Origin of the sequence: Idiomarina sp., from assembly GCF_019431395.1 — a bacterium.
Taxonomy (GTDB): domain Bacteria; phylum Pseudomonadota; class Gammaproteobacteria; order Enterobacterales; family Alteromonadaceae; genus Idiomarina.
Window position 1 is genome coordinate 662,117 of sequence record NZ_CP080268.1, and the last position, 22,549, is coordinate 684,665.

Annotated in this window: 28 protein-coding genes; 15 read left to right on the forward strand and 13 right to left on the reverse strand. The window is 48.5% G+C overall.

What is annotated here, in order from left to right; genetic code table 11:
- Window positions 1-6: 6 nt before the first annotated feature.
- Window positions 7-777, forward strand: coding sequence for an SDR family oxidoreductase (locus tag KZ771_RS03245; RefSeq protein WP_133539274.1), 771 nt, complete (start codon window positions 7-9; stop codon window positions 775-777).
- Window positions 778-791: 14 nt separating this feature from the next.
- On the opposite strand, the gene KZ771_RS03250 is transcribed toward KZ771_RS03245, so the two are convergent.
- Complete coding sequence (locus KZ771_RS03250) at window positions 792-1,253, reverse strand: hypothetical protein (RefSeq protein WP_290569326.1); 462 nt, start codon at window positions 1,251-1,253, stop codon at window positions 792-794.
- Window positions 1,254-1,331: 78 nt separating this feature from the next.
- Between KZ771_RS03250 and KZ771_RS03255 the strand changes: the two genes are divergently transcribed.
- The 6 genes from KZ771_RS03255 to glnS all read left to right on the forward strand — a co-directional run bounded on the left by KZ771_RS03255 (window position 1,332) and on the right by glnS (window position 6,193).
- Window positions 1,332-1,592, forward strand: a complete 261-nt coding sequence (locus KZ771_RS03255) for a hypothetical protein (protein ID WP_133539272.1) — start codon at window positions 1,332-1,334, stop codon at window positions 1,590-1,592.
- 13 nt (window positions 1,593-1,605) lie between these two features.
- Entirely contained in the window at window positions 1,606-2,001 is a 396-nt protein-coding gene (locus KZ771_RS03260; RefSeq protein WP_133539271.1) for a hypothetical protein, read from the forward strand.
- Between the two features lies 1 nt (window position 2,002).
- On the forward strand, window positions 2,003-2,779 hold the full coding sequence (locus tag KZ771_RS03265; protein WP_365996499.1) for a 5-oxoprolinase subunit PxpA: 777 nt from the start codon (window positions 2,003-2,005) through the stop codon (window positions 2,777-2,779).
- A gap of 27 nt (window positions 2,780-2,806) precedes the next feature.
- Complete coding sequence (pxpB, locus tag KZ771_RS03270) at window positions 2,807-3,520, forward strand: 5-oxoprolinase subunit PxpB (protein WP_133539270.1); 714 nt, start codon at window positions 2,807-2,809, stop codon at window positions 3,518-3,520.
- Complete coding sequence (locus tag KZ771_RS03275) at window positions 3,513-4,451, forward strand: biotin-dependent carboxyltransferase family protein (protein ID WP_133539269.1); 939 nt, start codon at window positions 3,513-3,515, stop codon at window positions 4,449-4,451. The genes pxpB and KZ771_RS03275 overlap by 8 nt, the downstream gene beginning before the upstream one ends.
- 62 nt (window positions 4,452-4,513) lie before the next feature.
- Window positions 4,514-6,193, forward strand: coding sequence for a glutamine--tRNA ligase (gene glnS / locus KZ771_RS03280; RefSeq protein ID WP_290654338.1), 1,680 nt, complete (start codon window positions 4,514-4,516; stop codon window positions 6,191-6,193).
- A 72-nt stretch (window positions 6,194-6,265) separates the two neighbouring features.
- On the opposite strand, the gene KZ771_RS03285 is transcribed toward glnS, so the two are convergent.
- The 6 genes from KZ771_RS03285 to KZ771_RS03310 all read right to left on the reverse strand — a co-directional run bounded on the left by KZ771_RS03285 (window position 6,266) and on the right by KZ771_RS03310 (window position 9,798).
- Window positions 6,266-7,306: a saccharopine dehydrogenase NADP-binding domain-containing protein gene (locus KZ771_RS03285; RefSeq protein WP_290654339.1), complete on the reverse strand. Its 1,041-nt coding sequence runs from the start codon at window positions 7,304-7,306 to the stop codon at window positions 6,266-6,268.
- A 3-nt stretch (window positions 7,307-7,309) separates the two neighbouring features.
- Window positions 7,310-7,756 (reverse strand): ferric iron uptake transcriptional regulator, encoded by a 447-nt coding sequence (fur, locus tag KZ771_RS03290; protein ID WP_133539266.1) that lies wholly within the window; start codon window positions 7,754-7,756, stop codon window positions 7,310-7,312.
- A 59-nt stretch (window positions 7,757-7,815) separates the two neighbouring features.
- Window positions 7,816-8,346 (reverse strand): flavodoxin FldA, encoded by a 531-nt coding sequence (gene fldA / locus KZ771_RS03295; protein WP_133539265.1) that lies wholly within the window; start codon window positions 8,344-8,346, stop codon window positions 7,816-7,818.
- 3 nt (window positions 8,347-8,349) lie between these two features.
- On the reverse strand, window positions 8,350-8,673 hold the full coding sequence (ybfE, locus tag KZ771_RS03300; RefSeq protein ID WP_133539264.1) for a LexA regulated protein: 324 nt from the start codon (window positions 8,671-8,673) through the stop codon (window positions 8,350-8,352).
- A gap of 27 nt (window positions 8,674-8,700) precedes the next feature.
- The gene (locus KZ771_RS03305; RefSeq protein ID WP_133539263.1) at window positions 8,701-8,916 is read right to left on the reverse strand and encodes a DUF2788 domain-containing protein; all 216 of its coding nucleotides are present in this window, start codon (window positions 8,914-8,916) and stop codon (window positions 8,701-8,703) included.
- A 102-nt stretch (window positions 8,917-9,018) separates the two neighbouring features.
- Window positions 9,019-9,798: an alpha/beta fold hydrolase gene (locus KZ771_RS03310; protein ID WP_133539262.1), complete on the reverse strand. Its 780-nt coding sequence runs from the start codon at window positions 9,796-9,798 to the stop codon at window positions 9,019-9,021.
- Window positions 9,799-9,911: 113 nt separating this feature from the next.
- Here KZ771_RS03310 and seqA point away from each other — a divergent pair, with 113 nt between their 5' ends.
- Window positions 9,912-10,400, forward strand: a complete 489-nt coding sequence (seqA, locus tag KZ771_RS03315; RefSeq protein ID WP_290569342.1) for a replication initiation negative regulator SeqA — start codon at window positions 9,912-9,914, stop codon at window positions 10,398-10,400.
- The gene (pgm, locus tag KZ771_RS03320; protein ID WP_290654340.1) at window positions 10,400-12,040 is read left to right on the forward strand and encodes a phosphoglucomutase (alpha-D-glucose-1,6-bisphosphate-dependent); all 1,641 of its coding nucleotides are present in this window, start codon (window positions 10,400-10,402) and stop codon (window positions 12,038-12,040) included. The genes seqA and pgm overlap by 1 nt, the downstream gene beginning before the upstream one ends.
- 2 nt (window positions 12,041-12,042) lie before the next feature.
- Here the strand turns inward: pgm and KZ771_RS03325 are convergent, their stop codons facing one another.
- The gene (locus tag KZ771_RS03325; RefSeq protein WP_133539259.1) at window positions 12,043-13,332 is read right to left on the reverse strand and encodes an MFS transporter; all 1,290 of its coding nucleotides are present in this window, start codon (window positions 13,330-13,332) and stop codon (window positions 12,043-12,045) included.
- 161 nt (window positions 13,333-13,493) lie between these two features.
- Between KZ771_RS03325 and KZ771_RS03330 the strand changes: the two genes are divergently transcribed.
- Both KZ771_RS03330 and hda read left to right on the forward strand, forming a co-directional pair.
- Entirely contained in the window at window positions 13,494-14,573 is a 1,080-nt protein-coding gene (locus KZ771_RS03330) for a DUF2066 domain-containing protein (protein WP_290654341.1), read from the forward strand.
- Window positions 14,573-15,313, forward strand: coding sequence for a DnaA regulatory inactivator Hda (gene hda, locus KZ771_RS03335; RefSeq protein ID WP_133539257.1), 741 nt, complete (start codon window positions 14,573-14,575; stop codon window positions 15,311-15,313). Before KZ771_RS03330 ends, hda begins: the two co-directional genes overlap by 1 nt.
- Here hda and KZ771_RS03340 read toward each other — a convergent pair.
- Genes KZ771_RS03340 through arsC form a run of 3 tightly spaced genes read right to left on the reverse strand, consistent with a single transcriptional unit; the run spans window position 15,310 to window position 16,654 of the window.
- Complete coding sequence (locus KZ771_RS03340; RefSeq protein WP_365996500.1) at window positions 15,310-15,714, reverse strand: DUF2069 domain-containing protein; 405 nt, start codon at window positions 15,712-15,714, stop codon at window positions 15,310-15,312. The genes hda and KZ771_RS03340 overlap by 4 nt on opposite strands.
- On the reverse strand, window positions 15,711-16,310 hold the full coding sequence (gene wrbA / locus KZ771_RS03345) for an NAD(P)H:quinone oxidoreductase (RefSeq protein ID WP_290569351.1): 600 nt from the start codon (window positions 16,308-16,310) through the stop codon (window positions 15,711-15,713). The genes KZ771_RS03340 and wrbA overlap by 4 nt, the downstream gene beginning before the upstream one ends.
- Window positions 16,307-16,654 carry an arsenate reductase (glutaredoxin) gene (arsC, locus tag KZ771_RS03350; RefSeq protein ID WP_290569353.1) on the reverse strand — a complete coding sequence of 116 codons (348 nt, stop codon included), beginning with the start codon at window positions 16,652-16,654 and terminating at the stop codon, window positions 16,307-16,309. Before arsC ends, wrbA begins: the two co-directional genes overlap by 4 nt.
- A gap of 120 nt (window positions 16,655-16,774) precedes the next feature.
- On the opposite strand from arsC, the gene KZ771_RS03355 reads away from it, so the two are divergent.
- Window positions 16,775-17,239 carry a TlpA disulfide reductase family protein gene (locus KZ771_RS03355; RefSeq protein WP_290654342.1) on the forward strand — a complete coding sequence of 155 codons (465 nt, stop codon included), beginning with the start codon at window positions 16,775-16,777 and terminating at the stop codon, window positions 17,237-17,239.
- Here the strand turns inward: KZ771_RS03355 and KZ771_RS03360 are convergent, their stop codons facing one another.
- Entirely contained in the window at window positions 17,240-18,562 is a 1,323-nt protein-coding gene (locus tag KZ771_RS03360) for a M48 family metalloprotease (RefSeq protein WP_290654343.1), read from the reverse strand.
- A 255-nt stretch (window positions 18,563-18,817) separates the two neighbouring features.
- On the opposite strand from KZ771_RS03360, the gene KZ771_RS03365 reads away from it, so the two are divergent.
- The gene (locus KZ771_RS03365) at window positions 18,818-19,900 is read left to right on the forward strand and encodes an AI-2E family transporter (protein ID WP_133539252.1); all 1,083 of its coding nucleotides are present in this window, start codon (window positions 18,818-18,820) and stop codon (window positions 19,898-19,900) included.
- A gap of 10 nt (window positions 19,901-19,910) precedes the next feature.
- Here KZ771_RS03365 and bcp read toward each other — a convergent pair whose 3' ends face one another.
- Window positions 19,911-20,384 (reverse strand): thioredoxin-dependent thiol peroxidase, encoded by a 474-nt coding sequence (bcp, locus tag KZ771_RS03370; protein ID WP_290654344.1) that lies wholly within the window; start codon window positions 20,382-20,384, stop codon window positions 19,911-19,913.
- Window positions 20,385-20,552: 168 nt separating this feature from the next.
- Here bcp and dapA point away from each other — a divergent pair, with 168 nt between their 5' ends.
- Both dapA and bamC read left to right on the forward strand, forming a co-directional pair.
- Window positions 20,553-21,443, forward strand: a complete 891-nt coding sequence (gene dapA / locus KZ771_RS03375) for a 4-hydroxy-tetrahydrodipicolinate synthase (protein WP_133539250.1) — start codon at window positions 20,553-20,555, stop codon at window positions 21,441-21,443.
- A complete protein-coding gene (gene bamC / locus KZ771_RS03380) occupies window positions 21,443-22,531 on the forward strand; it encodes an outer membrane protein assembly factor BamC (protein WP_290654345.1) in 1,089 nt (362 codons plus the stop codon). The genes dapA and bamC overlap by 1 nt, the downstream gene beginning before the upstream one ends.
- Window positions 22,532-22,549 lie beyond the last annotated feature (18 nt).

The window sequence follows — 22,549 nt, forward strand, 5'->3', positions numbered from 1 at the left end:
TCTGTTATGGCACAACAACGAAATACGATTTTGATCACGGGCGCCAGTTCAGGGCTGGGGCAGGGCATGGCGCGGGAATTTGCAAAGCAAGGCCGAAACCTATGCCTCTGTGCGCGTCGAGTTGACCGGTTGGAAGCACTAAAAGCCGAGTTGGAGCAGCAAAACGCTAACATAAAAGTATCGATTAAAGCACTGGATGTTAATCAACACGATGACGTGTTCAGCGTTTTTAATGAATTTAAGCAGGAATTTGGCAGTATTGATCGCTTTATTATCAATGCCGGGATGGGCAAAGGTGCAGCGTTAGGCACCGGGTACTTTCATGCCAACAAAGCCACCGCTGAAACCAACTTTGTTGCCGCGCTGGCACAATGTGAAGCGGCCATGACCATTTTGCGAGAGCAACAGCAGGGCCACTTAGTTACGATATCGTCGATGAGCGCGTTCCGCGGCATGCCGCGGGCAATGACGGTATACGCGGCAACCAAGGCGGGTTTAGCCTCGTTAACCGAGGGCATTCGTGCTGATTTAATGAAAACTTATGGTAGTAATAGTCCGATAAAGGTATCAACCATTTATCCTGGCTACATTCGCTCGGAAATAAACGAAAAGGTAAAAAATACGCCGTTTATGGTCGATACTGAAACCGGCTGCAGATTACTGGCAGAAGCTATCAATAAAGAGCCGGTGAAAGCCTACGTGCCCCGCTGGCCATGGGCATTGATGGCATTTTTGATGAAGCGCCTGCCACTTAAGTGGGTGCTTAAACTGAGTTAATTCTCAGTTAATTCTCAGTTATTTTCACTACAGTTGGCTGTCGGCTTATTGTTAATATCGACGGCCAGCGTCTGACTCTGACTGTTTAAATCCTTATAAATAAAAACCGGCTCAGCCAGATTCATTTCTCCTTTGTCGCCATCGTGGTCAACCAACAGTGTCTGGCGCTCAATCGTCAGTGCCAGACATTGGGGAGATGCGGTTGTTAGCATCCGTTGCCAGCGATCACTGGCCGGCTCAACTAACCACAGTTCATGTCCTTGCCATTCTTTACCTGCACCGCGTTGGCAATAATAGTGATGAATCTCGGCAGCATTTTCTGAGGTTTGTAATAAGCGCTGCATTTCGCAGTCGGTATCGTTGGGTAACGGAGGCTCCATCGCTGTGTATTGATAAACGATGACACTAACCACAATTAATGCAAAAGTAGCACCAGCGGCCATTAAGATTAAAGCGATTTTTTTTAACAGACTCATGCGTTGTAACTTTTATGGTAACGGAAAAGACGCTAAGGTAATGCTACGACCAAAGAACAATAACAACAAGGAGTCTTTATGTGGCAACGTGTGTTGGCCATTTTGGTCACTATTACGGGATTACTGTTAGCAGTTCTCGGCGTAGTGAGTGACGAGGATACCACGGTACGTGCAGTGGGTGCAGTGATTATGCTGGTGGGCATCATCTGGCTTTATCGCCAGCCGGCACCACGCTCTAAATCGCCCGATGATGTACCACCGTTGCGTTGGTACCAGTCGCCGATTTTATGGGTACCGATTATCGGTATCGTATTGTTTTTAATTAGCTTGGCAATCTAGGATCCAACGCTCAATGAATTTATCTAAACGAATTGTAATTTTAGCCGGCGCGGTCGGCTTATTCTTTTACACCGCAACACAAGATCAACTCGTGGCGTCGATTGCTGACTACCAATTAGGTTGGTACAAACTCGGCGTTCCGATTGCCTGGGGGTTAGTTTTAGGCGGAATCTTTGCCTTGTTAAAACTACGCAAACTGGAATCCTGGCTGGGGCCGGTTACGTTAGTCGCACAGGGCGTAACGACCATGGGTCTTACCGGCTCGGCGGCTATATTCGCAAAACATCAATTACTGGTACTGATGCTACCTTCACTACAAATCGCGACCATTGGTATCGGACTTTACATATTTTGTGTCAGCTTTACGCGTTTATTGGGCGACGTGGAAGCGCGACAAAAGACTGAGTAGTATGACCAACAAAACGATTCATTTAAACGCTGATATTGGCGAAAGCTTTGGCCCCTGGCAGATGGGGGCTGATGAGTTAATTATGCCCCACATCGACTGGGCAAACGTGGCTTGTGGTTTTCATGCATCGGACCCACTGACTATGTCGACAACCGTCAAACTAGCTAAAAAGCATGGGGTTCGTATTGGTGCGCATCCTGCCTACCCGGATTTGGTTGGCTTCGGACGTCGTCATATGGCCTGTAAACCAGAAGAAATTACCGCCCTGGTGCAATACCAGGTAGGCGCACTGCAGGCTATTGCGCAGGGTCATGGAGATAGCGTGCACTACGTTAAACCACACGGTGCGCTATACAACGACATGTTGAGTGATGGCGCAACCTTTGATGCGGTATGTGAGGCGATTAAGGCATTACAGAATAATCGTGCGCACGCATTACCATTGATGATTATGGCGACTCCCGATAATGACGCCTGGCAGTCGCGGGCTGAAGAGTTCGGTGTGCAACTATTATTTGAAGGGTTTGCAGATCGTGCCTACGATGACGATGGTCGCATTCGTTCGCGTCGTTATGATGACGCGGTTTATGGTGCAGATGAAGATATTGTTGAGCAAGCCAGGCGCTTCAGTTGTGGGGATTCAATTATTAGCGTCGGCGGTTTTCCGCTCGACATTAAAATTGACTCCTTATGCGTACATGGCGATAACCCCAATGCCATTTCGACGATTAAAAAGTTGCGAGAGCTATTAACTGACAGTGGCTGTGCTAACGTTTAAAGATACAGAGCAAAGGGTATAACTCCGATGACTGATGAGGGTGAATTTCCACGTTTGTTAAACGCAGGAGCTGATGCATTGATGGTGCAGTTTTCTGATGTCATCAGTTTGCCGGCGAATCAACAGGTTATTGCATTACAACAGCTTCTTCAGCAGTCGGCGTTGCCGATTACGGACTTGGTGCCGGCCTATTCGACGCTACTGATCTATTATGACGTAACGCAGCTGTCCGAAACGGTATTGCGTGAGTCAGTGAATGATTTATTAACAGAACTTATTGTGGATGACACGGACGAACAGGGCCAACTGCATACCGTTGAGGTTTACTATGGTGACGAAGTTGGCGCTGATATTCAGCGTGTTATGCAACAGCATGGATTGAGTAAAAACGACGTTATTGAGCGCCATACGGCCGCGCCGTTTCGCGTTTTTGCACTGGGTTTTGCTCCCGGCTTTGGCTACATGGGAATATTACCAGACGACTTAGTAACACCGCGGCTACAGCGGCCGCGCGAAAAAATTCCTGCTGGTAGTGTCGCTATTGCTGAACAGCAAACGTCAATTTATCCGGTCGACTCCCCCGGTGGCTGGAATATTATCGGGCGTACCGCGACCCCTCTTTACCAACCTGAACAGGGAATATTAAGTGCATTCAACGTGGGTGATCAGGTGCAATTCAAAGCGATTTCCAAAGCGGCTTTTTTAGAGGCCGGTGGAAGCCTGGAGGCGCTAAATGATTAAGGTACTTGAACCCGGATTGTTGATGACGCTGCAAGATTTTGGGCGCTTTGGTTACTTAAGCAAAGGCTTAACACGCGGCGGTCCCGCTGACGAAAACGCGTTTTTGTGGGCTAATAAATTACTGGATAATCGCTTTGACGCTGCACAACTTGAGATTACGCTCGGTGGCGCAACGTTGCAGTTTGAGCAACCCACCCAATTTGCTATTACCGGCGCAGAAGTTCCGTTAACACTGGACGAGCAGCCTCTTGCTGTGTGGCAAAACTATCAGGCCAAGGCGGGACAAGTATTAAAAGTCGGTATGGCGAAGCACGGCTTACGAGCTTATCTGGCTGTTGCCGGTGGCTTTAGCGCAGAGCCGCAGTGGGGCAGTGTTGCGACTGTAATGCGGGAAAAAATTGGTGGTCCTCAGCAAGACGGCAGTCCGGTGCAGGCCGGGCAAACGCTGTCGGCGCCGCGGGCGGGGCGTTTTGTCAGTCGCCGGGTAAGCTGGAAGTACCAACCGGACTACAGTAAGACTCCTACTCTGGGATTGTTGCCGGGCAACCAGTATGACCAGTTCCCAACTTCAGTCAGAGAAAACTTTTGTTTTCATGACTATACCGTCGATAGTAGCAGTAATCGCATGGGGGTGCGCCTAAAAGGGCAGGCACTAAACTATGAGGGCAAAGGTATTGTGTCCGAAGGAATTAATATTGGCTCGGTGCAGGTACCCCCTAATGGCGAACCTATTATCATGATGTGTGATCGACAAACCCTGGGTGGCTACCCTAAACTTGGCACCATCAGCCCGCTTGATATTAGTCGTTTGGCGCAGTGTCGTCCCGGCGATAAAGTGCGCTTCAGTCGAGTCGAGATTGACCAGGTACAACAGCAATTAGCGCGTTATTACCGTTTTTTTGATGTGCAGCTAGCTTGTCAGAATGATTAGAAACTGCGATCATACGCGCTATTAACTTTCACAATGATGTTGTAGTTGGAGATTTCAGTCAAATGACAGATACCGAGCACCGGCCGAGTAACTTTATTCGTCAAATTATCGATAAAGATTTGGCATCGGGTAAACATACCGCAATAAAAACACGTTTTCCGCCGGAACCGAATGGCTTTTTGCATATCGGCCACGCCAAATCGATTGTGCTTAATTTCGGTATTGCTGAAGATTACCAGGGTACCTGTAATCTGCGTTTTGACGACACCAATCCACTGAAAGAAAAAGTCGATTACGTCGAATCAATCAAAAAAGACGTGGCCTGGCTGGGTTATGACTGGGACGGCGAGCCCAAGTATTCCTCAAACTATTTTGATCAGCTCCACGCCTACGCCGTTGAACTGATAGAAAAAGGTTTGGCTTACGTTGACTTCTCCAGCCAGGAGCAAATGCGCGAAATGCGCGGCACGCTTAAAGAACCTGGTACGAATAGCCCCTATCGTGACACCGCTGTAGAGGATAACCTCAAGCATTTTGCCGATATGACGGCAGGTAAATACGAAGAGGGCAAAGCCGCTTTGCGCGCGAAAATTGACATGAGCTCACCGTTTATGTGTATGCGCGACCCGGTTATTTATCGCGTCCGCTTTGCTCATCATCATCAGACGGGTGACAAGTGGTGCGTATACCCTATGTATGACTTTACGCACTGTATTTCGGATGCGTTGGAAGGCATAACTCACTCGTTGTGTACGTTGGAATTTCAGGATAATAGACGCCTGTATGACTGGGTGCTGGACAACATCAGTATTGATTGTCACCCACAGCAAATCGAGTTTTCCCGTTTAAACCTGCAATACGCGGTAATGAGTAAGCGCATTATCAACACCTTGGTTGAAGAGGGCAAAGTCACGGGTTGGGATGACCCACGCGTACCCAGTGTTGCCGGCCTGAGACGCCGTGGTTATACACCAGCATCAATTCGCGAGTTTTGCCGTCGTATCGGCGTGACCAAGATGGACAACCAAGTCGAAATGGGCATGCTGGAAGCCTGTATCCGCGATGACCTCAATGAGAATGCACCGCGCGCGATGGCAGTAATGGATCCGATTAAAGTCGTGATCGAGAATTATCCGGAAGAGCAGACCGAAACACTGAACGCGCCAAATCATCCGAACAACCCGGAGATGGGTTCACGCGAAGTGACCTTTAGCAAAACTGTTTACATTGAGCGTGAAGATTTTCGTGAGTCAGCCAATAAGAAATTTAAACGGCTAGTGCTGGACAAAGAAGTACGTTTGCGTAATGCCTACGTTATCCGCGCAGATCGGGTAGAAACGGATGCAGAGGGTAACGTAACAACGGTTTACTGTACCTATGACCCGGATACGTTGGGCAAAGACCCGGCTGATGGACGTAAGGTAAAAGGCGTTATTCACTGGGTTTCTGCCGAAACCGCAAAGTCGGCAGAATTCCGCGTTTACGACCGTCTGTTTCAGGTACCTAATCCAGCGGCGGAAGAGGACTTATTTTCGACATTGAACCCAGAGTCGTTGGTTATTAAAAACGGTTATGTTGAGGCTAACCTTGCTGACGCACAAGTGCAGAAAGCGTATCAGTTTGAACGCTTAGGTTATTATTGCTTAGATCAGGATGCGGAAAAAGAAGGTCGCTTGATTTTTAACCAGACCGTGGGTCTTCGTGATAGCTGGGCAAAAATAGAGCAACAACAAACCGCCTAATAGCTATATTTGCTCCCTAAACCAAAAAAACGGCCGCCAGGCCGTTTTTTTATAAACCGTTTTTTCTAAACCCTAATCAATAAGATACTGATCCAGCAATTTTGCGCCATACAACCGTGAAGGCGTATAGAAGCCGCCTTTATCAGCGTGCTCAAGCGTGTAAATAGCCATTTCCACAGCCCCCTCGGCAGTAACGGAATAACCATTTTTAACTTTTACCCGCATTTCTTTGCGGTCGCCACGGGCATTACTAACCTCTCCCCAAACATAGGTTGGGTTCTTGTCTCGCTCTTTGTCGTCAGGGCCTTCGCTCTGTGCGTCAATTTTTGCCTTGAGTTTTTTCTGCACCCATTGCCAGTTGAATATAAAGCGTACCCAATTAAGGCGACGTAAACGTTTGACCAAACGAGGACTGGCCGGAATATAAACTTCGATATTGGGGATTTCTGTAGTGTAAAACGCAGTCGATACATCACCCCAGGGAATTGTCATCGCGACTTTCTTTTTGCCTGAGCCAAAGTCGATTTCACGATCTTTCCATGCCAGTGGCACGGTTTCGATTAAACTATTGATGCGAGCTGCACCACCCTGGCCGAGACGTTCGACGCTGGTTTTTGCTGTACCGCGACTCATGCGCGAGCCGGAGTCAAAGCCCAATGCTAAATGGGTTGCATCCGGCATTTGTGCATTGAGTCGGGCAGCAACGCAGTCAGTGGGGATCACGTCAAAGCCGACACCCGGGCATAACACCACACCGGCTTGCTTGGCTTGTTCATTTAAACTGTGGGCGTATTCAAAAATATCAATTTCGCCGGTTATATCCAGGTAATGCGTTTTACTGGCAATGCACGCGTGCATGAGCGGCGCAGCGGTGCGGCTAAACGGGCCGGCACAGTTAACAACCAAGTCAACGTCGGCTAGTTGGGCTTTGATGCTGTTAACATCGTTAAGGGGGAATTCTTTAAAAGACAACTGCAGGTGTTGAGCAAACTCGGCTAATGCATCACCATTACGACCTGCGAGAATAGGGGAGTATCCGCGTTTTTTGGCTTGTCGGGCAATCAACTTGCCCGAGTAGCCGTAAGCGCCGTAGATCATCCAGCGCAATGCCATAAACTAATCAGCCTCGGCGGCTAGCTTGTATTCACAGCTTTCGCCGCGTTGGCATTCGCCATATAAATACAAGCTGTGGTTGGTTAGCTTAATTTTATTTTGCTCTGCAATGCGCACCTGGCGATCTTCAATAATGTCGTCTTCAAATTCAAAAACATGACCACAAGTCAGGCAGACCAAATGATCATGGTGATCTTTGGCACTCAATTCAAATACTGAGCGGCCGCCTTCAAAGTGGTGACGGGTAATGATACCGGCGTCATCGAATTGGTTCAGAACCCGGTACACTGTCGCCAGGCCGATTTCGTCCTTTTGCTCTAGCAGAATTTTATAGACATCTTCTGCACTAATATGCTGATTTTCCGGCTTTTTAAGGATCTCGAGGATTTTCATCCGCGGTGAAGTCACCTTGAGCCCGGCTTTTTTAAGCTGTTCGTCGTTAGTTGCCATAATCTGAGTCGCCAATCCGTATTTTTGTTAGCTGCTACAAGTCAGCATACCCTGAAGGCCTAGCTGTTTGCTAGTTCCGCCAGACACATTTCTTCGTAAACCTGAGCACACCACTTTTGAACACGCTCTTTGGTTAGTTCGGGCTGACGATCTTCATCAATGCCTAAACCGACAAAATGATTATCGTCTGCCATACCCTTTGATGCTTCAAAGTTATAGCCTTCAGTTGACCAATGACCAACGACTACAGCACCGCGCGCTTCAACGATATCGCGAACCATACCCATGGCATCAAGAAAATACTCAGCGTAATCTTCCTGGTCACCGCAGCCAAAGATGGCCACGAGTTTGTCAGTAAAATCAATTTCTTCCAATTCCGGGAAAAAGTCATCCCAGTCGCACTGAGCCTCGCCGTAATACCACGTCGGAATACCAAAAAGTAGCAGGTCATAATCTGCAATATCTTCTTTACTGGACTTGGCGATATCTTTTACATCAACAAGCTTTTTACCCAGCTCTTTTTGAATCATCTGAGCGACAGCTTCGGTGTTTCCCGTATCACTACCAAAGAAAATGCCAACGGTTGCCATAAATCAATTTTCACCTGAGTTGATAAGGTTAACGACAGCTGGCAATACTTGTTGTGTATCTGCCAGCGCGACTTTCACAATAGCCTCAACGAACTCACCACGACTACAGCCGACGGATTCGGCCAGTTTGGTCAGTTGTTGGTGCAACTGCTGATCGGTTTTTAATTCAATACGTTTTTTGCCCTGCTGGCGGTCGCGTAATAACTGTTTACGCTTATTAATTCGCAACTGTTCACTGCGTGGCAGTGGGTTGGTGCGAGGCCGACCGCGGCGGGGCTGATCGACGAAAAGATCGATCGTTACTTTATCGTTGTTTGCTTTTGCCATGTCTCGTTGATTAGTCGGTTAACTGTATTACAGACCGGACTCCCAAAAAACTTGAATAATGCCCTTGGCAATAAAGCCGAAACAACCTAGGAACAACACCAGCCATACGATAAATCGGCCAAACTTTGGCACCGCAGAGCGCTTCAGAACATCGCGGATGGCAAGGCCAATTAATAAGAATAAAATGGCCAACGTTATGTTGGTCACCAAAATCTCAATTTCTTCGTAATATTCAGCCAACATCGTTAATGTACCACCCAAGGCTGGTTAAAAACGCACATAGTTTAGCATAGCGGGGCGTAGCTGGCGACCCCGCTACGGGGGATTCTGATGCCGGCTGACGGGTTAATCAGCGGCTAAAAAGTCAGCCACCAGGCGATTGAAAATACGAGGTTTCTCGGCATGTAACCAATGCCCGGTACCCTCGATGACTTTAACGTCGACGTCACTAAAGCGTTGTGTAATGGCGTCGCGGTGAGCTTCGGTTAAGTAATTTGAGTCACCACCCTTGATAAAAAGTACCGGGCCATCGTACTGGCCGTCACTGACATTACCTGCAATACGACTGTATTGGTCAATCAAGCCGTTAATATTTAAGCGCCATTCATAGCCTGCGTCGGTTTTGCGTAGATTTTTTAATAAAAATTGTCGTACGCCTTGCGTCGAAATGGATTTTGCTAATTGTTTATCAGCGTCACTGCGGCTGCTAATCTGTTGCAGATCAACCTGCTGCAGGGCCGTTAAAATATCGTCATGGGTACCATCGTAATCAGCCGGCGCGATATCGGCAAAAACGGCGCGGGTTACGCGGTTCGGGTTATCCATAGCCAGCTGCATGGCAATTTTGCCGCCCATAGAGTGGCCCACTACAGCAAACTGTTGGACATCAAGCGCATCCACCGTCGTCAGAACGTCTGCAGCCATTAGGTTGTAGGTCATTTCAGCACAATGAGGAGAGTCACCATGGTTGCGGGCATCGACCATGATGCAGTAATAATCGTCTTGTAGGTCGCGAGCCAAACTCTTCAGGTTATCTTTATCGCCAAACAAGCCATGAATAAGCACGACTGCGGGTTTCTGAGCGTCGCCCAGGGTTTGATATTCTAGTGTTACTGACTCTGCCATCCGTCTGCCTTTAATGCTAAACTTTGCGGTAATTTTGCGAGTTTATACTGGACTTGCCACTTTATAAAGTAAACAACGGCAAGCGGGACATAGAGTAGAGGGTAGTGCCATTCATGAAACGGATTGAAGTCGAAGACGATTTATACGCGTACATCGCCGGTCATACACAGCAGATTGGCGAGAGCGCCTCCGATATTCTGCGCCGTTTGTTGGGCTTATCGGCTGTTGCAGATGTTCCGGAGCAAAGGTCGCAGACGGTTAACACAGAGAGCGTGTTTGACCGCTTAAATAAGCAGGATGTTAATGTTCAAAAAAGCGTTGTCGCACGATTCTTACATATCCTGAGCATGCTGTATCGTAGTCACCCAAGCCAGTTTGAGCAGGTATTGTCGATTAGAGGTCGGGACCGTCAGTACTTTGGCCGCTCTGAGGACGAACTACTGACGACCGGCAACAGCACTAACCCAAAACCCATACCGGGCTCGCCGTTTTGGGTGGTGACGAATAACAACACCACCAAGAAAAAATCAATGTTAACGCAGGTTGCCGAGCAACTCGGTTATGATGTTAGTGATGCTGAAAAAATAAGGGACTTTTTGTAATGGTTATGCATGAACGCGCCGGTCAGCCGGCAACGGCGGATGATCTAATTAACATTGCACAGTTAACCAGTGCCTATTATGTGTATGAGCCTGATCCGCGTAACCCTGCGCAAAAAGTCAGTTTTGGTACCTCGGGTCATCGTGGCAGCGCACTAAAAAGAAGCTTTAACGAAGCGCATATACTGGCAATTGCGCAAGCGATTTGCGCGTACCGCGAGGAGCAGGGGATAACCGGACCTATTCTGGTGGGTAAAGATACCCATGCGCTGTCAGAGTCTGCTTATTTAAGCGCTTTGGATGTGTTCCTGGGTAATGGCGTAGAAGTTCGCGTACAAACCGATCATGACTACACGCCAACGCCGGCAATATCGCATGCCATTTTGAGCTATAACCGCGAGAACACCGCGCATCAATGCGATGGCGTGGTGATTACGCCGTCGCACAACCCGCCGCAAGACGGCGGGTTTAAATACAACCCACCGCATGGCGGACCAGCAGATAGTGAAGTGACTAAGCGTATCGAGAAATATGCCAACGCGTTGTTGTCGTCAGGACTAATGGGGGTTAATACCTGCGAATCCGAGGACGTACTTGAGCATCCAAAACTCGTTTTTTGTGACTGGCGTGCTGACTATATTGCTAAACTGGATACGGTTATCGACATGCAGGCTATTAAAAACGCCGGCCTGCGATTGGGGATTGATGCGATGGGTGGCGCCGGGGCTCGTTATTGGCAGCAGATAGCCACACATTATGGTTTAACCATTGATGTACACAATGCCCATGTTGACCCTGCGTTTAGTTTTATGACGCTGGATAAAGACGGCCAAATTCGCATGGATTGTTCATCGCCTTCGGCAATGGCCGGATTACTAAAACACGCCCAACAGTACGATCTTGCCGGCGGTAATGACCCTGATTACGATCGTCATGGTATTGTCACACCGACTCACGGCTTGATGAATCCGAACCATTATTTAGCGGTCGCTATCGATTATTTATGCCAGCATCGTGACTGGGACGCTGACGTTACAATAGGCAAAACCCTGGTATCGAGTGCGATGATTGACCGGGTGGTTAATGCACGTGGCAGACAATTGCTGGAAGTGCCGGTGGGCTTTAAGTGGTTTGCGCCGGGGCTGGCTAACCGCACGATCGGCTTTGCAGGAGAGGAAAGTGCCGGTGCAACCTTGCTGGATCGCCGGGGCGATGTCTGGACTACCGACAAAGACGGCATCGTGATGGTGTTACTGGCGGCCGAGATTTTGGCTAAAACAGGCAAAAACCCGGCACAATATTACGATGAGCTCTGCCAGCAGCACGGTACGTCGTTTTATGGTCGTGTGGATACGCCATCAACTGCCGAGCAAAACAAAGCGTTTGCCGGTATTCGAGCTTACAAAATTAAGCTACCCGAATTTGCCGGCGAAGTCGTCCAGTCGATCGCAACTAAAGCGGCAGGTAACGATGCGCAATTTGGTGGCATAAAAGTAAACACCGGTAATGGTTGGTTTGCTGCACGCCCATCGGGTACCGAGCCCGTGTATAAAATATATGCGGAAAGCTTTGTTAGCGAGGAACACCTAACACAAATTATTGAAGAAGCTCAGCAATGGGTTACCGAGCTTCTTAATAAATAACGTTAACGTTTAAGGACGGCGTTGCCATCAACGTCGTCCGAGTCCTGCTCTTCTTCTTCCGGCATTTCTTCTGCCATCGAAGTTAACAATTCATCCGACGTTTGCGATGGTGCCAATACCGCAAAACTGCTGTGCAACTGGTCTTCGGCTTTGGCTCGGCGAGTAATGCGATAGAGTGAATACAACCCGACAAACGCGGTCAACGCACCCAATAGTAAGAAGAAAAAGTTTATCGCACCGAACTGCATCAAAGCCGCTACGGCAGGCGCACCGATAATCGAACCTGCTCCACCAATTTTGATAATGGCACCAGTGGCGCCAACCATTTGGTCTCTCTCCAGGTAATCATTGGTATGTGCCATACCCAGTGAGTAAAGCGGCAGAATAAAGGCGCCTAATATTCCCACTGCCAGGTAGATAAGCATGGCATTACCCGCTCCTAACTGCGACAGGATGACTGCGCTGATCGCGCCGCCGCCGGCACAAATGGTAATAACGAAACGCCGGTCGATACGATCCGATAATAACCCGAAGGGGGCTTGTGAAAGCAGTCCGCCGACGATAAATGCAGACATGAAAAAGGTGATTTGTACGATACTAAGACCAATATAAGAGGCGTACATGGGTCCAATACCATAAAACATGGCATAGCAGGCTTGCATTATAAAAGCATTAACGACACCCAGGGGTACCGTTTTAAACAGCATGCTGATTGGAACTTTTTTGTTTTCATGAGTTGTGGGTTCAACGGTCACACTGACCAAAATAGGTATCAAAGAAAGGTTGATTAATAGTGCGACAATGGCGAATCCAATAAAGCCGGCTGGATCAGCAACCCCCAAAATCAATTGGCCAGCGATAAGTCCGGCATAGATGATAACCAAATAGATCGATAGCAAGGTACCGCGACTGCGGTTATCGGCCATGGTATTGAGCCAACTTTCGGCAATGACAAACACGCCGGAGATGGCAAAACCAGTTATAAAACGCATCACAAACCAAACCACCGGGTCCACCCAAATGGCTTGCACTAAAACACTGAAGGCAGCCAGCGCTGCCAGCCCACCAAATGAACGGATATAGCCGACACGACGAATATCTTTTGGTGCTCGCGTGGAGCCAAACAGATAACCGATAAAGTATGCCGACATGATAAAGCCGGTAACCAGGGTGCCAAAATCCTCTATTGTGGCGCGCAAACTAAGCAGGGTGCTGGTCATACCGACGCAGACACCAATCAAACTGACACTGGTTAGTAAAGAGCTGATCCCTCGAAGTTGCTTTTTAAGCATGGCCGACCCTGGTTAGAGAATTTATCGCTATTCTAGCGACCCTGATCCGGTTTGACTAGCAAGGTTTTACGATTCCCACAGGCTTATCCACAAGTTGTCACTTGCCGTAAGTAATGGGGCTGTTTAAGATGCACACAAAGATGAGTAATTACAGGTAGGGTATGGATCGATTAACTGGCGTGCTGGTAGCGATGATGATGGCCTTGTTGCTGGCAAGCAGCAATGTGCAGGCTAAGCTTATCGAGAACTTATATTCTGCGACAGTCGATGTCGGTTCGCAAAACTCGCGATTACGTCAGCAAGCGCTTACCGATGCATTCCGCCAGGTTATTATCAAAGTGACCGGCCAACCTGCACTGGTTGATGACCCCGCGATTAATGCAGCCAGTCGCAATGTCAACGACTTGTTGGTGCAATATGGTTATCAGCGTGAAGGCAGTCAAACCAAATTAACGGCAACGTTCGACGGGCAAAAATTACGCGACCTACTCGCGGCGCACTCGATGCCCTACTGGGGTAGTCGGCGACCACAATTATTACTGTGGATGGCGACTGATACACGCGGTAAGCGCGAGATGATAGGGAGTTCTGACGAATCGGTCTTTACTCAGCAACTGCGTTCAAAGGCTAAACAATTAGCGATACCTATTCAGTTGCCAATACTGGATTTAACCGATTCAATGCAAGTTAGTGTAACGGACGTTTGGGGACGCTTTATTGGTCCCATAAAAACCGCGAGTACACGCTATGCAACGGATGGTTTTGCGGTGGTGCGAGTTACTGAAAACCCGCAGGCAGAAGATGCAGATAAGCGCTATCAACTTGACTGGCGTGTTGATGTTGATGACAAACGTTTGCAAGGTATCGTTTATGCGTCCAGCACCGATTGGCTGGCCGAGCCTTTTATTGCTGAGCTGGCGCAAACACTGGCTGCCGAGTACAGCGTGATAAATTCAGATCAGCAATCACTGGTGCAAGTACCGTTATCGATTGCCGGTCTGGAGAACTGGCAACAGGTGTTGGCGGTAGAATCGTTTCTGCAATCGATCCCGTCGGTCGATGCGATAAAGCTGGATCGTTATGCCAGGGAACAAACTGATTTTGTGGTAACAGTTCGTGGTAGCGAGGATAACTTATTGCAGAGTATTCAACTGGATGGACGCCTCAGAACACAAGAAATTAGCCCCTTCGTAAATCCCGAACTTCGCCAGCAAACGATTTACCAATGGGTGGGAGATTAATGGTGGCAAGAGCGGCCCGACATCATCCGCAACAGCTACCGCTTCAGGTGCAGCTACCTGACGATGAACTGTTCAGTACCTACTTTGCGGGAGCCAATGGCGAAGCGGTTGCCTGGTTAAAGCAGTTAGCCTCGCAAACCAATGAGCCAGACAGTACTGACCGTTTTAGCTGGCTGTCAGGGCCGGTAGCGAGTGGTAAAAGTCACTTATTACATGCAACAGTTGCCGCTGCGTCAGCTGCGGGAACCCGGGTTATGTATCTGCCGGTTGCTGAATTTGCTGATGTGACTGAACCCCGTTCGTTACTAGATGGCGCCAATGACTTTCAGTTACTGCTATTAGACGATATTGATCATGTGCTGACGGCATCTGACTGGTGCTTTGAATTATTCGCATTGCTTAATAGCGTACTGGATCGCGGCACCACCCGAGTAGTGATGTCTGCTTCTCAGGCGGCTGTGCAGACGGATGTGGAACTGGCTGATCTTAAATCACGTTTGCAATGGTCAACAGCCTACCAATTACAGCCGCTCAGTGATGATGACAAAGCGCGTGCGCTCATATTGCGGGCTCACTGGCGAGGATTAGATTTACCTATGGATGTCGCGTTATTCATGTTGCACCGGCTGGGCCGGGATATGCGAGCCTTGTTGCGCTCGCTCAATACCTTGGATACCGCTTCAATTGCAGCACAACGGCGCTTAACAATTCCGTTTGTTAAGCAGGCTCTGACTATTTAGTCGTCGCTATTATTTTTCTTTTGCTTCTTTAATCCTAACCCCAGGGCGCGCCCTTGAGCTCGGGCAAAGCCTGTTGCTCCAATAAACGCACCGGTTGTTAACAGCAGTTCAGTTACGGCATACCAGAATTCATTCGGGTGCGTATAAATGGCTGTTAAACCGTGTAAGAAGTAAAACATCAGGATAAAGTTAAACCACGCATGGGTGTAAGGTTTGCCTTTGACCAGTCCGGGTAACGGCAGTAACAGAGGTATGACCCAGAACAGTAATGCCAGTGGTAGTGGCAGCGATACAGAATTATCTGGTGTCAGCATTGTGTGCCATAGGACCACAAATGCCAGCAACGGCCAATAGCAAAGCTGCGTTAGAACACGATAAAAACCGGGTTGTGTAGGCATCATGAGTGACTGTCCTCAAACTGAGTCTGGCGGCAGGCAAGCGCGATTTGAGCTATGCGTTTACCAAGTGCTGTGGCGGTCTTTCGCTCGTTGGTATGTAATTTACCATCTTCGTTAAACAGCGTTGCACCGTATGGCGAACCGCCGGCTTCCCGACCATGAATACTCGGCTCTGAATAAGGCACACCGGTTAACAACATGCCATGGTGCAATAACGGCAGAGCTAACGACAGCAACGTCGACTCCTGCCCACCGTGCAGCGATGACGTTGATGTAAATACGGCGCCGGGCTTGTTGATAAGGACGCCTTTAAGCCATTGATTACTGGTAGACTCCCAAAACTTTTGTAAAGCCGAGGCCATATGACCAAAACGCGTCGGACTACCGAGTATCAGCGCATCGCAAGTAGCCAAGTCGTCGGTCGACACGGTTAAATCTCTGCTACAGGCTGCGTCATTGTCCGTTGCAACCGTTCGCAGTAGCGCTTCAGCGCCGGCTTGTGCGACACCTTCGGCAATTGCGTCAGCAAGTTGTTGGGTGGCGCCGCCACGGCTAAAATAGAGTATTAAGACGTTACAAGGCTCAGTAGTTGTGGTCATATAATATCCAATACGGCTTCCGGAGGACGCCCGATAACGGCTTTATCTTTGGCAATAACAATAGGGCGTTCAATCAGCTTCGGGTTATTGACCATGGCGGTAACTAACTTGTTATTGTCATTTTCATCCGCCAGACCTAATTCTTTATAAACGGACTCCTTGGTTCTCATTAACTCGCGCGGTGATTTATTCAGCAGCGTCAGAATACGTTCTATTTCAGCGGCATTAGGGGGCGTCTTTAAATATTCAACGATCTCCGGCTCAATCCCTTTATCTTTAATTATTTCGAGGGTTTGGCGTGACTTGGAACAACGCGGATTATGAAAAATAGTAACGGTGCTCATAGGATTGACTGTTCTCCGTTTTTTAAGGCAAGCTAGCGTAACGATGTTAGTGTACTTACGGTAGATAGTACCGCAAAGCTTTAACTCAAGGCAAAGACTGCACAATACAGGATAATAATAATGAAAAACTGGTTAAAGCCGTTGGCCGGCACAGCAATCGTTTTAACAACATTGTTAGCGGGGTGTTCAAAAGCACCGGATGTCGTTACTACCCATGAACAAGAATTAGACTGGAATAATTTACAAGGGCCGGTGGTGGTCAATTACTTTGCCGAGTGGTGCGCTCCTTGTTTGCGCGAACTGCCGGAGTTAAATGAGTTTTATCATCAGGACATAGAATCCACATCAAATCTGCAGCTAGTAGGGGTTAGTTTTGATCCGCTGGATAACCAGCAAATTAAAGCGCTGGCGGAACGGCATAGCATCGATTATCCATTGGCATTAGCACAACCTACCGCAAAATTCCCATTCGAACGTCCTAAAATGCTACCTGCTACCTACGTCATTTTTGCCGACGGGAGCGTTAAGGGACCGATGATGGGGGAACAGACACTAGCCTCGCTACGTGAAGCAGTAAAACAGTGATTACATCAGGTTTTGTGCTTGCTCGAGTTGCGCCCGCAACTGATCAATGCGGGCATTAAGTCGTTTGTGCGTGATGTCACTGTTAGTGTGGTTATGCGCAGTATGTAATTGGTCAATTGCTAATTTAAAGTTGCCTCTGAGAGCGAGTGCTTCCGCTCGGGTTTCGTACATTGCGGCACGATTTGCGCTGCGCTCGTAAGCGGCAGTCAATAAGTCCAGGGCAAGCACGTGCTCCGGGTTCTGCAGCAAAAAGTGGCGCAACAGATCAATGCTTAGCCCAATTTCACCAGCTTCTATTGCCGCATTAGCGAAATTAAGCGTAATCACCTGCTCATTCGGACTGCGTTGATAAGCCTCTCGCAGTAGTGTTAAGACATCGTCGAAACGCTCTTGCTGCAATAAAATATCGGTTTGTACGTCAAGGTAAAAGCGGTTGCGCGGCGACTCTTGTAGCAATGGTCGCAGGAGTCGTTCAGCCTTTTCAGCTTCGCCGCTGTCCAATGCCCGGATAGCTAACGCATATTGACCGTAGCGCTGCATCATCGGATTATCACTTTGCGCCATGTCGAGTAATTCCGACTGCGTACTTGCGCGCGTGTAGCGGGCATCGACTCGCGCCTTGGCCAGGTGAAAGTCCAGGCTAGGGGCTACGTCAACGCGGCGCATATTCTCAGCCCGGGCACGGGTATCAGCAATGCGCGCTTCAGGGAGCGGGTGGGTCATTAACATTTCCGGCGGCTTACTGACATAGCGGTACTTTTCTGCCAAACGACCAAAAAAGCTGGGTGCGCCGGCAGGATCAAAACCAGCACTTGCCAACACCGACATGCCGATTCGATCAGCTTCCTGCTCGTACAAACGGGTGTAACTAATCTGTGACTGCTGGCTCATGCCCATGGTGGCATACAGTCCTGCTGCGCCTGCATCCGCACTGGCCATGCCCAACAAAATTGAGCCGACCAACCCGGCAATAGTCATTGGCATACTGCGCTGCTGCTCTTGCATGCGCCGCACAATATGGCGTTGGGTTACGTGCGCTATTTCGTGCCCCAGCACCGCCGCGATTTCTGATTCATTGCGCGCTTCCTGAATTAACCCCGTATGGACGCCGACGTAACCGCCCATAAATGCAAACGCATTGATCTCGGCGTTATTAATCCAGAAAAAATTAAAGGGGTAGCGGACGTTATCTGAATTTACCACCAGACTGTTACCCAGGTCAGCCAGATAGCTGTCTAATACCGGGTCACTTATAATAGGTGCCTGCGCCCGAACCTGTCGCATATAATAATCACCAACTACTCGCTCTCGTTCAATAGTCATAAATCCCGCGCCGGTGGTTCCCATTTGGGGTAGGCGTGAGTGGTCCTGCGCTGCGACCGCAGCACTAAACATTAGCAATGTGCTAAGTAGTGTCGTGAATAGAAGACGAAAGGATGGCATGTACCGCTCTTGTGTAACCAACAATCTGTTGCTATGAGTAAACAAATAAAAAATAGTTCCTTTTTACTCTATGGGGTTATGGAAAGAATGCAAGGGCTGATATGATTTAGTCTTACGTAAAGGAGTCGTGTCACGATGCTGGACTATTTAAAGCAGTGGTATAATCGCAAGTTCTCTGACCCGAATGCGGTTACCTTATTTTTACTGTTAGTATTTGCAGTTGCTACCATTGTTTTCTTTGGCAGCTTGCTCGCACCGGTACTAATTGCGTTGGCTTTGGCTTACCTGTTGGACTGGCCGGTGTCGCGACTAATGAATATGGGGTTATCGCGCCTAACAGCCAGTATCATAACCTTTACGTTGTTTGTCACCATTGCGTTACTGGTAGTGGTCACCCTGGTCCCAGTTATCTGGCAGCAAAGCACCACACTAATTACTGAATTACCCGAGATGCTGACTAATCTGCAGATCTGGTTACATAAGCTACCTGAGTTGTTTCCCGCGTTTGTCGATCAGGCGCAAATTAACGAGCTGGTGGCGGGCATGCGCAGGCGGGCGATTGGTTTGGGTGAACAATTAGTCACGTTGTCGCTGAGTTCACTAAGTAGCGCTATGTCAGTACTGGTTTACCTAATCGTAGTACCGTTACTGGTCTTTTTTATGTTGAAAGATCGAGACGAGTTGATGTCTCATCTTAGCCGCGCCTTGCCTTCTAACCGCCAGCTAATCAGCCAGGTGGGGCAGGAAATGAACCTGCAAATCATGAATTATATTCGTGGTAAAGCGATTGAAGTGGTGGTGGTCGCGATAGTTAGTTTTATTACTTTCTTTAGCTTTGATTTGCGCTATGCAGCCCTGTTGTCAATCATGGTTGGGTTTTCGGTGCTAATTCCATACATTGGTGCCGCACTGGTTACCATTCCTGTTTTGTTGGTGGCGTTTTTTCAGTTTGGGCCCAGCTCTACGTTTACCTGGATTGCGGTGGCTTATTTTATAATACAGGCGCTGGATGGAAACGTGTTGGTTCCGCTACTGTTTTCAGAGGCCGTTAGCCTTAATCCTGTTTACATTATTGCCGCTGTGGTGGTTTTTGGCGGAATTTGGGGGTTCTGGGGCGTGTTTTTCGCTATCCCACTGGCCAGCCTGGTTAAAGCGGTATTAACGGCGTGGTCCAGTGGCATAGAAAATACAATATACGAGGCTAAGTCAACAAATTAATGCCGACAAATTAATTGTTGTCGGCTAACGCCTCGAGAACCACGTCGTGGTGATTTTTTGTTTTGAATTTATCAAACACGTGGCTAATTTTACCGTCTTGCTCAATCAAAAAGCTAATGCGGTGAATGCCGTCGTATTCCTTACCCATAAACTTTTTCGGACCCCACACGCCAAACTGATCAGCCACCTTATGATCCTCATCACTTAGCAGGGTAAAGTTAAGTTCGTCACGCTCTGTGAACTTAGCCAGTCGTTTAGGAGCATCCGGACTAATACCTACCGAAATAACGTTATGTTTTGCTAATTCCTCTTTGGCATCCCGAAGATTTTGAGCTTGAACCGTGCAGCCAGGGGTCATTGCTTTTGGATAAAAATATACGAGTACCCGGTATTGATTTAATAAATCAGCCAGAGCGACTTTTTCTTCATTTGCATTCAACAACTCGAATGCCGGTGCTTTATCACCTGATTTTAAACGTTCCATAGACTACTCCTTGGTTGCAATTACATATCCGCTTTTTGTTATAGGATACATTAGCAGGTTTTGGATTAAAAATAGATGGAACCAAAGTGCTTAGCTATGTTCCTAGTCTTGTCTTTATGGTGGTGTACCTTTACCATTAGAAGCCGAAAATTTTTAAACGGAGCAGATATGCTAAAGGGTAGTATCGTCGCGTTGGTCACGCCTTTTACCAAATATGGGAATATCGATTACAGCGAGCTGGAATATTTAGTTAATCGCCATTGTGAGGCAGGCACCGACGCTATCGTAGCGGTAGGGACCACCGGAGAATCGACGACGTTAAGCCATGAAGAGCATATTGATGTTGTCAGCGCAATGGTCGAGCTGGCTGATGGGCGCATTAGCGTCATTGGCGGAAACGGTTCTAACTCGACCAGTGAAGCGGTTCAGTTGACGGAGAAGATGAGTCACCTGGGCGTCGACGGATTTCTAAACGTTACCCCTTATTACAACAAGCCCTCGCTTGCGGGGCTGGTTGCGCATTACAAAGCCTGCGCTGAAGCAAGCGATAAACCGCAAATTTTGTACAATGTGCCGGGTCGTACCGCATTGGATATGACACCCGATATGATTGAAGCGTTGGCAACAATCGACAACATCGTGGGTATCAAAGAGGCCACCGGCGATGTTGCGCGCGTGCAGGAATTAAGACAGCGCTGTGGTGATGAGTTCATATTGCTAAGTGGTGATGACCCAACTGCGCGTGAATTTATGTTAGCCGGTGGTGATGGGGTCATCAGTGTAACCGCCAATGTTGTTCCGGCTAAGATGAAAGCGCTGGTTAGTGCTGCCACTTCGGGAGACCGCAGTGCTGCTGAGCAAATCGATGCTGAGCTGGACGCGTTGCATCAGGTGCTATTTATTGAATCTAACCCGATACCGGTTAAGTGGGCATTGGCGCTAATGGGTTGGTGTAGCGCTAATTACCGACTGCCATTAACACCACCGGAAGCGCATAGCCAAGAAAAAATAGAAGCGGTACTTGCCGACCTCGATTTATTAAATTCTCAGGAGTCATAATGAAATTTACGCGCGTTGCTACTGTTGTAGCCGCAACCATCGCTGTTTCAGCGTGTTCAAGTGGGCCAAAAGAGCAGGCTAGTGGTGACTTTGATTATGTTGAAATCAATCAGTCAGCGTCGTTAACCATTCCCGGACAATTAGAACAGCCAGCTAACCCTGGAGACTATCGCGTAGAAACCGAGAAGCAGTATCCCGGTGCTGTTGGTGGCAACGTCAATGTCATGTCCCCGCGTTTAGTGCGACCGGTAGCCTTGGGTAGTCGCGTGCTGGAGAATGAACAACAATCTACGGTGTATTTTGATGTCGTCGACGGTATGGGACGTTCAGTTGCTGATTTCGTCTGGCGAGCGGCGGAGCGTGTTTTAGAGCGTCGTGGCATTAGCTGGCAACAGCAAGCGGAACATCGCTGGTTAACTGAACCTGTAAGCCGTGCCGTGGAGATTGATGACGATACCAGCTTCTGGGACTTTACTGATAGTGAAACGCGTCAGTTACAGCGTTCGTTCCGCTACCAGTTACAACAGCAGCCGGCAGAACATCAACGTACAACCTCACTGACCATTGATCTAGTTGACGCGACAGAGCAACAAGATGGCCAGACGGTGGCAATGTCAGACATTCGCCAAACCAATACCGAAGTCATGCTGCTCAACGCAATCATCTCTGAGGTCAATCGTCTGCAGCAACAAGCGGTGCTTGATCAGGGTAATCAGGTCGTGCCTTTATCGTTGGCTTCTAATAACAATCAGGAACCTGCCTTTATTATCGGCATGAACTTTGAGAATGCCTGGCCGCTTGCCGGACTAGCATTAGAGGCTATCGGCTTGACTGTTGATGACCTTAACCGTGATGCAGGAACGTATTTTGTCGAATACAGTGCACCTGACAGCGGCTTCCTCTTTATGGGCGGCGATGATTACGATGCGCTTGATGTTGAAGAAGGCGAATACGAAGTTCGTTTGGTAGAATATAATGATGATACCGCGATGACTGTCGTCAAAGATGGCGAAGTGGTACCAGCAGCCTGGTTACAGGCTATCGAAGACGCTTTTGCAACTGCCTTGCAAGAGCAAAATCAACGTTAATATAAGGGTCTGTCCAGT